Annotated in this window: 6 protein-coding genes; all 6 read left to right on the forward strand. The window is 51.1% G+C overall.

The features are described 5' to 3' along the window. Positions 1-41 precede the first annotated feature (41 nt). The 6 genes from D0851_RS15840 to D0851_RS15875 all read left to right on the forward strand — a co-directional run bounded on the left by D0851_RS15840 (position 42) and on the right by D0851_RS15875 (position 13,030). Positions 42-698, forward strand: a complete 657-nt coding sequence (locus D0851_RS15840) for a hypothetical protein (protein ID WP_205422226.1) — start codon at positions 42-44, stop codon at positions 696-698. Then, a complete protein-coding gene (locus tag D0851_RS15845) occupies positions 691-1,167 on the forward strand; it encodes a protein kinase (protein ID WP_117619487.1) in 477 nt (158 codons plus the stop codon). Before D0851_RS15840 ends, D0851_RS15845 begins: the two co-directional genes overlap by 8 nt. Positions 1,168-1,173: 6 nt before the next feature. Continuing rightward, positions 1,174-5,274 carry a PIN domain-containing protein gene (locus tag D0851_RS15850; protein WP_117619488.1) on the forward strand — a complete coding sequence of 1,367 codons (4,101 nt, stop codon included), beginning with the start codon at positions 1,174-1,176 and terminating at the stop codon, positions 5,272-5,274. Further along, positions 5,267-7,141: a hypothetical protein gene (locus D0851_RS15855; RefSeq protein ID WP_117619489.1), complete on the forward strand. Its 1,875-nt coding sequence runs from the start codon at positions 5,267-5,269 to the stop codon at positions 7,139-7,141. Before D0851_RS15850 ends, D0851_RS15855 begins: the two co-directional genes overlap by 8 nt. Positions 7,142-8,278: 1,137 nt before the next feature. After that, entirely contained in the window at positions 8,279-8,695 is a 417-nt protein-coding gene (locus tag D0851_RS15870) for a hypothetical protein (RefSeq protein ID WP_117619491.1), read from the forward strand. A gap of 111 nt (positions 8,696-8,806) precedes the next feature. Next, positions 8,807-13,030, forward strand: a complete 4,224-nt coding sequence (locus D0851_RS15875) for a DUF6701 domain-containing protein (RefSeq protein ID WP_117619492.1) — start codon at positions 8,807-8,809, stop codon at positions 13,028-13,030. Positions 13,031-13,047 lie beyond the last annotated feature (17 nt).

Raw genomic sequence — 13,047 nt, forward strand, 5'->3', positions numbered from 1 at the left:
TAATTGGCCACTAACAGTTGGCTACCATTTGCACCCATGCGATGCTCGCCACATTTCTCCGCTATTTCCCTGCGCTTGCCGCCGAATACGCATCCGGCAGTATCGAGGTAGATTTTACCAGTCACCACTTCCGTCACACGCTTAATACCCTGCTTGATGAGGGCGGCTTAAGTGACCTGCTGCAAACTGAATGGTTTGGTCGAACCAACCCAAGAGACACCAAAGCCTATCAGCATACATCCCGCGAAAAACGAGCACTGATGCTCCGTGAAGACATCAAAACAGGCTTGGTTGGAGGACAGTTAGCTGAGCAAATCAAAGTTGTACCGGTAGGAGCCCAGGATGCCATTCTGAAAGCGCGAATTCAGGCGGTACATGATGTCGGTACGGGTATCTGTATCCACAATTTCTCTCAAACACCCTGCGAGCGGCATTTGCAATGTTCGGCGGACTGCAAAGACTACGTGTGGGCTAAGGATGATAAGGGGCGTCTGGACGAGCAGAAGCGCCAGTATGCCCTTACTGCGCTGACACGAAAAAATGCTGAAAAGCAGTTGGATAGCGCCAAGCCGAAAAAGAGTGCGGACTGGCTGGCACACAACGATAAAAAACTTAAAACACTGGCTGCCCAACTGGCCGACAACGGGGTGGAGCACTTTGACCCCGAAGAATATCTAAACGAGGTAGAGCATGGTTAAACGCTTCAGACGCATGTCCGACAGTGACATCAATTCAATTGTTGCCGATTTGGATCGCTGGGCGCTGGGTGAGCTTGGATCAAAACTAACCTGGGCTGTGCTAGAAGAACGCTTTGGCTTTAGCCGCCAATCGCTCCAGGCTAAATCTGAAATCAAAGCTGCTTATGACAACGCCAAACGAGCACTGTCGGGCGGATTGGTGAAAACCAAAGAACAGGCCACTAAAGAGGCCGAAGAGCTTCAGGTAGAGGTAGATCGCCTCAAAGCGGAGCTAGATGCCTACAAGCGAAAGGAAGAGCTGTGGATGCGTCGCTGGCAGCAAATCGCCTTTCATGTGCGGCAGAAAGGCATACAGATGGCCAGTGCTGATAGGGCCCCGCCAGAAGGGGCTGCTCTACCCTCTAACACTGAAACCGCGCAGATTCTCCAGCCGTTTGATAAGGAAATTCCACCTTCAGGGAGGATTTAGATTGTTATGAATATTGATTGGGATGTTGTGCGGAAAAACATAAAATTTTTGGTTGCGCTGTTTAGACCTTCATTGGCGAAGGCACTAAGTGTGCCGCTGTTGTTGGCAGGAATAGGTATCCTCAATCCTCCTTTGTGGCTGGATATTCTAAATTGGTTTTTGAGTAATCAGAAAGTCCTTCCAGAATATAGCGAGCCAATATCAACTCCAATGTATATAACTGGCTGGGTGCTAATCGGTTTTAGTATTTTGATTTATTTTATTGAAGTTTGGCTTCAAATTAAATCAATGCGTCAGGATAGCGAAAGAAAGCTACTGGATGTTGCCAAGGATCATCCAAAACAAACAGCAGATTTGATAGTTGATAAAATTCGGAGCGCAGGATTTACAGCTCAACACCTTCAAGACGAAAAAATAGAAGAACTAGCTCGCGAAATTACCTTACTGCGATTTTTCGGTTCCTTTCCTAAGGAAGAGAAGGCGACGGCTTTAGCAGAAAGCATTATTGGCGGTGAACTGTCTGGCGGTACCCCTCAAGCAAAAGCCAAGGCACTAGCGCTACTGGCAAGATACTTGTGCGTGGGGGAAAAAGTTGATCAGGCGAAAAGCTGGTTATCAGCCTCTAAAAAGCTATGCCAAACGGAAGAGGCAGAAATAGCTCAGGCCTTTATTGACGCGATTGGGTCAAAAAATGTAGATGCGGCGTCTGGTTTGCTTAAGGCAAGTAGCCCATCTAATTATGCCGCCTTCTTCATGATTAAAAAAACAGTAGAGGGAAACGAAGCTGCTTTTGACTGGCTTGACGGTGCAGGTTTAAGTGTTCAGGACCTAGATAATGATGGAAAAGTCGTTTTAGTTTCTGCATTGCTGTCAGAACATCGATGGGAAAAGGCTTTAAATTTTGTGCAGGCAATAGGCGATGAATCCCTGTCTATATCGCCAGCGCTGGCTCAGATTTCTGCATTCACATTTTTAGTAAATGCAATTAAGGCCACTGAACTTCGCGAAATCGTAATGAATTCTGTTCCATTAGCGGCAGAGCGATTTCCGCTGGCAGATGATTCTGACTCTATATTGCTTAGAAATCGCGCTGTCGAGCTGTTTAAAGTTTGTTCGGAACTGGCGAGGCGTCTTGGTGCTGAAGATGTCGCGAATATGGCAGATAACTATGAGCTGTGGTTAGAGCTTAGAAACAGTGAAACACATGAGCAGGCAAAGGTTCAACTTCAGAGCTACTTCGTTAATTACACTCAAAAAACGCTTGAGTATTTGCCATTGGCATTCGCGTTTGGAATTGATATTGATTTTGAGTCAATTGAAAAGGAAGTCAATAGGCAAACGGCACTAAGCTATGATAATGATCCAATTCTTGGTTTAGCTAGGTTTGTATTGGCACAAACAAAAAAACCAGCCTCGGCAGTGGCGGAGTATATCGTTCGCCACAGGACCCAAATGGAAAGAGCCGTTAATCCCATTGCCATTAATATGTTTGAAATAGAGGCATTGGCGCGATCAGGGCTGGTGGATGATGCAGAACAGCTCCTACAAAATATGGAGGGTTCGGGGGCGCCAGAAGATGAAGTAAGGAATCTGAAAAATATTATTGAGTCAGTCAAGGGTGAAGATCCAGTTGCATTAGCCATAAGCCAATTTCAACAAAGTAAAGCTACAAATGACCTTTCTCATTTGGTTAATTTGCTAGAAAGAGAAAATCTTGGGGATAGATACTACTCATATTGCCGGGAGCTTTTTGATCGCACTGGCCAGGAATCTGATGCTATTAGAGTCTGTAATGCCGCCTCTTCGCTTGGAAAATTTTCTGAGCTGCATCAATTTCTGTCAGATAGGATGGACATCATTAAGAGAAGCGAGGGGTTGCAGGCTCACTGGGCTTGGTCTCTATTTAGAAAGGGGGATCTAAGTGGCGCTCATGAACAGATTGCACTGTTGAGACAATCTAAATCACAACTACCTGGTCTTAAAACGCTTGAAATCAATTTATCTATATTCGGTGGTGACTGGGAATCCCTTAGCGTTTTTGTGGAGGATAGCTGGAATAGCCGGGAGGAGTTGAAGGCCGATGATCTTTTACAGGCCGCCCAGTTAGCTAAGGCCGTTTCCCCAGGTCGAGCAAGGCAAATAGTAGAGTTTTGTACTGGCAAATATACTGAAGATCCTCAAGTGTTAGCGGCATCGTACTTTACGGCGACCACGATGGGCTGGGAGGACAATCAAAAAGCATCCGAGTGGCTCAATAAAGCGATGGTTCTCTCCAATGACGATGGCCCATTGCATAGGGCATCATTAGAAGACTTAAAAGAGATGATGTCTGAAGCCAGGGAGAAAAATGAGAAGGTCTATAAAGCCTATATTGATGGTGATGCGCCTGTTTTTACAGTGGCGGAGCTATTGAACAGGACGATGTCTGACTTTTATCTGGTTCAGCCCCAGGAAAACAAAAACGCGAAAGATATACGGCGAAAAAATTTAGTCCCGATATTTCATGGTGCTAGGTCGGATCAGATTATTGATAGTGAGACGATTGCCATCGATGCCTCCAGTGCGCTGGTTATGGAGAATATAGGGCAACTACATTATTTGTTTGATTGCTTCGAGAGAATTGTTATCCCTCACTCGTTCATGCGCTGGTTGTTTGAAGAAAAGCAAAAAGTTGCTTTTCACCAGCCGAGCCAGATCGAAAAGGCAAAATATTTAGAGCGGCTGGTATCTGACGGCAGAATTTCCGTTTTCCATCCTAAAACGATCAACAATCCGGAGCTGGCGTTAGATATTGGTGATGAGCTTGCGTATATGCTTGAGGAGGCACATGCAAGTCCTAAAAATGAGTCGCAGGCATTGGTGGTGTGTTCCTGGCCTGTGTATAAGGTCGGTGGCTCTTTCAGGGAGGAGGAAGTTGACCTTTCATCATTTCATCACAGTCTGATTTCATGTTCACAATTAGTCAAAAAGCTCGAAGGTCTGTCTGTGATCACTGAAGCTCAGTGTGTTAAAGCCTTAAATTACCTACGCCAACACGAGAAAGAGTGGCCTGCCGATCTTGATGTGGCAAGTGGTGCAAGATTGTATCTCGATTCACTGTCAATCACCTATTTGATGACCGTTGAAATGCTCGACAAGCTCAGTGATGCTGGATTCGAAGTGTATGTCTTCAAGGGGGAGCGTGATAGGTATAGGTCGCTGATAAACTACGATTCAATCATCGAACAGGCAGATTCGAAAATAGAAAATATCAGGAAGCTATTTTCTAATGGGCTTACATCTGGGAAAGTGATCCTTGCTGAAATGCCGTTAAATAAAGACCAAGTGGCTGCCCCTAAGAATAATTATGCCAGGCCAACAGAAGAACTTTTTGAGACGCTTAAAATATGCGATACAGCCTTGATAGATGATCGATTTTTGAACAAGCATCGGAATATTACATTTGATGAAAGAACGGTATCAATTTTTACATCATTAGATTTTGTCGAGACGCTACACCATAAAGAGCTTATTTCTCAAGAACAGAAGCTTGATGCCAGAACATCACTTCGGGAGTTTGGGTTTGAGTTTGTTAGCATTTCCGCTGAAGAGCTTGAATATCATCTAAATCAATCAGTTATGGCAGATGGTGAGTTTAAGCCAACTAAGCAGCTAAAACTGATAAGAGAAAATCTGCTTTTGATCAGGATTAGTGGCTTGGTTCAACTCCCAAGAGATGCCCAGTGGCTACACGAAACGATGAAAACGATTGCACAAGCCATAAGGGCCCAGTGGTCGGTTGATATCCCACTTGAACTAAGCCGTGCCAGATCTTGCTGGCTTTATGAACTGATGGGCTATCGGGAGTGGGCTCAAGCCCATCAAATAAGGGGCGATGGAGGGATGGCCTATTTAGGTGAGGTTTTAAAGGTGAATTCCATGTTGATTGCACCGGAGTCTGTATCTGATAAGCAAAAGGAAGACTACAAAGCTTGGTTGGGTGAGTTTGTACTGGGGCCGCTGAAGGATTTCGATCCGTGGAGCTTTAAGAATGTGGTTGACTCTATGAAACAGCAGGTTAAAAGCATTTCTGACCAATCGACATTGGAGGAAGAGCTGGATGGCTAACTCCGATTCGATGCGTGCTTATATGGCCTCCCACGTTATCAATTTATTCCCCAGCCTGGTAAGGGCTGAACTATTATCTGATTCTAAGCTATTAGAAGAACTAGGTCTTGCGAGAGACGTTACGGTTAATTTTGTCGATAACGATATAGCCTTTTCCAGAAAAGCTTTCTTTAAGGCTATTCGCAGTGCTTTTGAAAATATCGAGGAAGAATTTTTTCTGGAGGATATTAAGGGCAATCCTTGGTCTCTACGCCATCATCCGGATGAACGTCCAGCCTTTTCTTTAACTAAGGGTGATTTGCAGATACTTAATGATAGTTTTTGGCCGCTTGGTGCTGATGTGGACAGGCGGTTAAGCCTATTTGAGACAGAAGCGAAGGGCAAATCACTTTCGAAAGACGAGCTGGACCGTTGGCGGGCAGTGCTTTCGACACCGACGATCAGTGATGATGATGTGTCAGATTTGTTGCTTGATTTGGAGCACTCGCCAAGTCACATTGAGGCCTTATTGCGACAGGAGTTTCAAGGCCCGTCAAATAAAGTTTCTACGCTGGTTCCAGATAATATTCGCTATTACGAAAGGCTTGTAGGGAAATGCTGTGGGAGTAAAAATATTGATGAGTACTGTAAGGTCGAGCTAAAACAGTATTTTGACAGCAGAATAGAAAGTGGAGTGACTGAGAATGATTTTTTGATGTGCATTCACAAGTCTATATCAGCAGTCGTTTCCAATGGCCCTATTGATGAGGTTCAGTATCACGCAATAGCAAGCCGGGCGATAGAATCCTGCCACCCAATACTTTTAATATCATGCCTCGAAGTAGGCATACTGAAATTCAAGGATACATCAGCTGCGATTATTAAGAAGCTGTTTGAATGCATATCTTCTGCCAAAACGTTAAATAACCTGCGCCTGTTTTGCTCAATGGCAGTTTTTGTTGATGGCGAACTGGCGCGATTGCAGATATTCAAAGGAATGCCACCATTCTACCGGCGCCTTTCTTCATTCGCCCAGTCAGCCTTAATTGTTAAAGTGGCGCTGGAAGAGGGCGTTGCTTTTGACAAAGTTGAGCAGTGGGCTTCTCAGCAAAGGGGGCTTTACTTTTTCTGCCAAAGCTTTATCGATTTAATAGAAGAGCCAAGGTGGCTGCCGACTTACTTAACCTCAGAGCAATTTATTAATGAACTGTATGGGCGGGTCAGTGTCGCGTGTCAAGAGCCCGATAAGTGTGAGGCGGTTGAATATCTTCAAAAGGAGCTTACGTCTGGTTCGCGATTGAATATGCACTCGTTCTTGCCTGGGCCATTGGAAGGTAACTCTGCACCAGCGGTTGTTCCGGATGAAATCTCGAATTTGCTTGCTAAGCATATTGACTGTGAGGCTACACTGGAGTCCTTTAGGGTTTTGATGAATTCGGCGCCCTTTTGGAATATTGATGATGATTATTTGGAGCGTGCTGTTTCACTGCTCGAAAGTGCGCAGCACAAATTAGCAGCGGTTAACGACAAGGATTCTGTCTATCAGGTGTTAAACGGACTGGCTCAGGTTGCTTGTATGACTAGAAGTAGAAAGCTTGCTGCGTCGGTGACGATTTTAAGCCGTCTATATCGGGACTATATTGATGTGGATTCTGAGCCCGAAAACTATCTGGCAATAGGTGCTGTGGCAGGAGCAGCCTTTGAGGATAAAGATGGTTGGGCAGAATATATAGGTCAATGGTGCACAGAATTGGCGTATATGCCAATCAGCGAAGACTCTATTGAGAGAATGGGGCGGATGCTTGAAAGGCTTTGCATTCTGGAGCCCTATTTATATTACACCTGTTCAAAAGCACTCGATATTTTTAGGATGCTGAGTAGAAAATAACAACCAGATTCATGAAACTATTTCGAGATATGGTTTGTGAGAGAGGCTCGCAAACAACTGGATTACGCATAGTTTGCTTAATTACGCATGTGGCGCGTAATCGTGCGTAATTTGAGGCAACTCTATCTCAAACCTCAAATTGGCCGGCTGGCTGCTGGTGGCGCCTTGGCCTAAGGAGCTCTTAGTCGGTGACGGCGTGAAAAAGGGTGTAAATACCAAGGTTTGACATAGAGTTGATGGCAAGAGCGGGAAATGGATTTTATTTCGCCGAGATCTTGCTAAAATGCGATTCAATGTTTGGTAGAAACAATCAGCCTTCCAATACCCGCCTTTTTGATTTTGGGTGTTGGAGCCGCCTGAGTTAATCAGGTTCTGTCGCTGAAAGTGTCAAGATTCTTTCTTTACGCTTGGCGGCTAATACTCCCACAGTACCTGCCCAGAAATTTGACAATATTGGGATTAACTTAACAGTTTTGGCTTTCGTTATGATAAAAACCAATATTTGCAACAAGTTGAATGGATTGTTCGCTACTTTATGTGAACTACGGGAGGCACTGCCAACGTCCATTCGGACCAATGCTTCAGGAACCTGCCTGGAGTGGATGCCGATTGAGGCGGCATCGAATTATCTGAGCCTTCCCCAGGGGCCATCGCCCGGCTCATTTGAAGCGGTGCCACTGCCTGGCGGAGCTTCGGCAACGGGAAGGGTTGTGGTTTACGGCTACGGATCCGATGTCTATAGCCCGGGAAGCCCGGGGCCACTCTCCCCGCCCGCGAGCATGCCTGCCGGAGCTCCGCCGGTTACGGTAACATTCAACGGCGGGGCGACTCACCGCTTTGCGGCGAAATCCCCTGCGCGCCGGTTCTACATTGTCGGAGACCCGGTATCAGTGTGTCAGCAAGGGCGCTTTCTCTACCGTTACAGGAACTATGGTATCAATAGTTCGCCCGCGTCCGGTTTGCCTGGCAGTTTTCCGGGGCGCGAGGTGATGGCTGCACAGCTGGTCAGTAATTCTCTGGTGTTCCGGGTTACGCCGCCGAGCCTTCAACGGGGAGCGGTCGTTTCGTTCAGTTTCGGTCTCGAGAGTCCGGATTCGGGTGAAACAACATCCATCAGCCAGGAGGTGCAGGTCCGAAATGTTCCGTGAAACTTCCATGGCAAGGTTGCAGCAAGGGGCGGGACTGCCGATCGCGCTCTTCATCATTACCGTTCTGACCCTGCTGGTGGCTGGCATGGCGCAGTTGCAGCAGGCAGGCAGTGAATCCGTAAGCCTCCAGATCCAGTCCCAACGGGCGTTTTTCGCAGCGGAAAGTGGCGCGCAGGTCGCCGTCGCCGAGGTGCTCGCCGCGGGCGATTGCAGTGCTGTCACGGGGTCTGTGACCTTTTCGGCGAACGGGCTGAGCGGCTGCGAGTCCGCTATGTTCTGTAATTCGGTGTCTGCCGACATTGATGGCGGGCCCGCTGAGGAGACGGTGTTTACGGTGCGCAGCGACGGGCAATGTGGCTCCGGAAGTGATCTGGCCAATCGCTCGGTAGAGGTACGTGTGCGATGAGACTGACCGGATCGTCGATAAACGCCGAGCTCAAATCCGAGGTGACGCGTGGGTAGCAGGCAGAGGGGCAGCTCAACAACCTTGAACAGTGTTTGCAGACTCATCGTTGCAATGACGGCGCTGGTTTTCGCGCCGGCAGCTCTGGGTGAGGACGCTTATTTCGAAACAGGTTCCGTTATCGTTTCCGGTTCGATTGATGCGGGCAACTGGGAGACTGTTACGCTCCGGGAAACCTATTCCAACCCGGTCGTGATCGTTGGTCCGGTATCCCATGACAATGACCTTTCCCTGAGTGCCAGGGTCCGGAATGTGTCCCCTGCGGGATTCCAGGTCGGCGTTCAGAGTCCCTGTGAGAGCGCTGGTGCGAGTGCGCCCGGAGGAGCCCAATGCCCGCCGCCTGGGGGCTGGCAGGCCGAGGCCATCCGGTATTGGGTGGTGGAAGAGGGCGTCTGGGAGTTTCCCGATGGTACGCTTCTGGAAGCCGGCCGGCTGTCCACCTCAACCGTCCGGTCGGCGGCAGGGTACTCGGGAGCGGTTGACACGGTAACCTTCCAGCAGGCTTTTTCTTCGTCACCCGTTGTGCTTCACGCTGTCAACACCTTCAATGACTCCGGCTGGATTACATCGTCCTCCTGGGGAAGTGGGAACGATACTCGCTTGAGACCGGGGGCATCGGCAATGAGTCTGGCGCTTGAAGGGGCAGAGGTGGTATCCGGCCATGGTGCAGAGGTGATTGGTTGGGTTGCCGTTGAGCCTGCGACTGGTGTCAATAACGGGCGTCCTTATGTCGCCGGACAGTCAGCCGGGCGGGACGTTGACCGCCATGAGGATGAGTGTCAGGGCTATCCTCTGAGCGGCTTTGCTGCGGGCCCTGATGTGGTGGTCAGTCACAATACCATGGCGGGGCGCAATGGTGGCTGGGTTCGCTTTTGTGGTGGTGAGTTATCACCTTCCGGTTTTTCCGTTCACATCGACGAGGATCAGGTCAACGATTCGGAGCGAACCGGTCTGGAGGAAGCTGTGAGCTGGTTCGCCTTTGAGGCGAATAGCAGCGGCCGCCTGATCCGGCCAACGACATTTTGCAGCGGCGTCACGGCGTTGTTCTGCGATGACTTCGATTCCGGAACGCTTGCCGGCGATGGCTGGGATGTTGATCCGTTCAGAGGTGGCCAAGCGGGGATTGGCGGGCAAACCAGTAACAGTGGAAACCTGTCGTTGTTCACCAGTAGTGGCGGTGTCTCGGTGACCTCACCCAGTTTTGATCTCTCCGGCTCAACCTCGGGCAGTCTTGAGTATTGGTGGCGGCGTGGTGATGACGCCTTCAGTGAAAACCCGGACAGAAACGAAGACCTGGTTGTTGAATTTCTGGATGATCGGAATCGGTGGATCGAAATTGAGTCCCTGGCGGGCGATGGGACGCCAGGACAAAGCGGGGCAACGCAGTTTGAGTTACCTTCCGGTGCCTTCCATTCGGCTTTCCAGTTTCGGTTTCAGCAGCAGCGGGGAAGCGGAGACGGCTACGATTTCTGGCATATTGACGACGTGGTGTTGAGAGCGCTCTCTTTTACCTGTGAGCCTGACCAGTTCAACCGCTCAGGTCTTGGTCCCGACTGGGTGACTACCCGATCAAGCGGCAACTTCACACCTCAAATTGTCAGTGGCCGCTTGCGTCTGACCGAGGCCGTGGGCAATCAGGCGACTGCCGCAACCTACCAGAGACTGTTTCCCGGAGCGGACAACCTGATTCAGATCGAGTTCGACTATTATGCGTACGGAGGAACGGGCGCTGATGGCCTTGCCGTGGTTTTTTCCGATGCCTCGGTCACTCCCCAGGCCGGGGGTTACGGCGGATCACTCGGCTACGCCCAGGAGCCTGATGGCAGTGGAGGGTTCTCTGGCGGCTGGCTGGGAATTGGTCTGGATGAGTACGGAAACTTCTCCAACAATAATGAAGGCCGGGTAGGGGGCAACACTGGCCGCACCCTCGATTCTGTCGCTGTGCGTGGTTCGGCACCGGACTATGCCTACATCGCGGATTCGGGCGGGTTGTCTCCCGGGATCGATTCGAACAATGATAATAACCCCTACCGATACAGAATAACGATTGACTCGAGGGGCGGAAAGACCCCTGAACTTACCGTTGAGAGAAACGGGCGAGGTACCGGAAACACCTTCCAGACCCTGATTCAGGAAACCCTGAGTGGTCAGCCGGAGATTCCGGAAAACCTGTTTCTCTCGCTGACCGGGTCCACCGGCGGTTCCACCAATATTCACGAACTCGATAACCTGCAGGTCTGTGCCGATAAAATCGGAGCGGTGCAGGCGCTTGTCGATCATTTCGAACTGGAGCACAGCGGCAGCGGACTGACCTGTCAACCGGCGGAGGTTACCATCCGCGCCTGCGCCAATGGCGATTGCAGCCAGCTGTTTCCCGGTCCCGTTGAGGTGACCATGGCCCCGTCAGCCTGGGTCGGCGGCGATACCTTTACCCTCAATGGTGCAGCCACCCGCGCCCTGCGGGTTACCAGCCCGGCAACCGTGACGCTTGGGGTGCCCGGCTCCGATCCAGGCACCATCGCCTTCTCCCAGACATTGTGTGACAACGGAACCGGCGGTCTGGCACCGGACAAATGTGACCTGACGTTCTTCGACACGGGCTTCGATATTTCGGTACCCGACCATGTTTCCGACACCGTGGTTTCCGCCAGTATTGCAGCGGTTCGCAAAGATAATGTTTCCGAGCAGTGCGTGCCCGCCTTTTCGAACGAAACCAAAGCGGTTGCCCTCTGGTTCAGTTACGTCAATCCGGCCTCGGGTACCCTGGATCTGTTTGTCGAAGGAAATCCGGTCCCGGGGTCACCGGGCGCGACCTCCTCTCTGGGGTTTGATGCAAATGGCGTGGCGACAGCGGACATCCGTTACCCCGACGTGGGGCGCCTGCGTCTGAATGCCCGTTACCAGGGCTCCGGCGACGATGCCGGTCTGGTCATGTCCGGAGATGGAACATTCGTTGTACGGCCGGACCACTTCGAGTTGCACGTACCGGGCAACCCGGCGGCGACCTCGGTTCAGGATGGCAATACCTTTGTTGCCGCCGGTACCGATTTTGAGATCTGGGTATCGTCAGTCAATGCCAGTGGCAATGTCACGCCGAATTTTGGCAGAGAAACACCGGCGGAGGCGGTTGAGCTCGATGCCTCGCTGGTCGCGCCGGCGGGAGGGGATTCTCCGGCACTATCCGGGGCCCTGGGTTCGTTCGGCGAGGATTGCTCTGGCGCCTCTGCTCCCGGTGGAACCGCCTGCGGCCGGTTCCAGTGGCCCGAAGTCGGCATCATCCGCATCACGCCGTCCCTTACCAGCGGCAATTACCTTGGCACGGCCGATGTCGTCGGCGATCCTCTCAGCTACGTTGGTCGCTTTATTCCGGACCGCTTCAGGGTGACCGTATCAGAGCGGGGGGAAGTGAAGCCTTTCTGTGAGTCCTCCACGGCCTTTGCCTACACCGGCCAGAGCCTGAGCTGGCGGTCTGGCCTGGAACCGCTGCTTACGCTAGAGCCGTTAAACGCCAACGGTGAGGTAACACAGAATTACACCCTGGGTGATTTCCAGCGTCTGTCAGTCGGTGGCCTGTCCCGTCTACCGGGTAGTTCTGATCGTTCCGCACTGGATACCGATGGCAACCCGTTGTCTGTTTCCGCCAGTCTGAGCACGCCTGCGTTGACGATTGTCGCCCCGGGGCAGTTGCAGTACCTGTTTTCCTCGTCCGATCAGTTGGTGTATGAAAAAAACGTCCAAAGCCGGATACCGCCGTTTTCGCCGGACTACCGAATCGAATTGTCGCAACTGGTTGATGCCGATGGCGTCAGCTCGCCACAGCTGCCGGTTGCCATTGATCCGGTTTTCCCACTCGAAATGCGATATGGCCGGTTGCAGCTGGAGAATGCCTACGGGCCGGAGACATCGGGTCTGGAAATACCCTTCGGGGCCTACTACTTCACGGTGGCCGGCTTCATTCCGAACATCGCGGACAGCTGCTGGACCTATGCCACCGGGACAGACGTTGCGCTGGACCAGACGGCGCTAACCGGAGGCAGCACCTCCGTAGTGGGCGTGTCGGATTCGTTGACGGCAGGGGCGCCCCCGGCGGGAAGTGGGCTGGTGCTGTCGGCACCGGGCGAGGGAAACAGAGGCAACGTCCCGGTCACATTCTCGGTGCCGCTCTGGCTGACCGGCGATTTCGACGGTGACGGCACACTGGAAGCGCCATCCGCTCTCGCCACCTTCGGCGTCTACCGGGGCCACGACCGGGTCATCTATTGGCGGGAGGTTCGCTGAATCAAAAGGTAAAAATG

It is taken from the genome of Marinobacter sp. Arc7-DN-1 (assembly GCF_003441595.1).
Taxonomy (GTDB): domain Bacteria; phylum Pseudomonadota; class Gammaproteobacteria; order Pseudomonadales; family Oleiphilaceae; genus Marinobacter; species Marinobacter metalliresistant.

What these genes read in the sequence shown, in the direction of transcription:
- D0851_RS15840 (WP_205422226.1), top strand. Translation starts at nt 42, where the DNA reads ATGCTCGCCACATTTCTCCGCTATTTCCCTGCGCTTGCCGCCGAATAC.
- D0851_RS15845 (WP_117619487.1), top strand. Translation starts at nt 691, where the DNA reads ATGGTTAAACGCTTCAGACGCATGTCCGACAGTGACATCAATTCAATT.
- D0851_RS15850 (WP_117619488.1), top strand. Translation starts at nt 1,174, where the DNA reads ATGAATATTGATTGGGATGTTGTGCGGAAAAACATAAAATTTTTGGTT.
- D0851_RS15855 (WP_117619489.1), top strand. Translation starts at nt 5,267, where the DNA reads ATGGCTAACTCCGATTCGATGCGTGCTTATATGGCCTCCCACGTTATC.
- D0851_RS15870 (WP_117619491.1), top strand. Translation starts at nt 8,279, where the DNA reads ATGTTCCGTGAAACTTCCATGGCAAGGTTGCAGCAAGGGGCGGGACTG.
- D0851_RS15875 (WP_117619492.1), top strand. Translation starts at nt 8,807, where the DNA reads ATGACGGCGCTGGTTTTCGCGCCGGCAGCTCTGGGTGAGGACGCTTAT.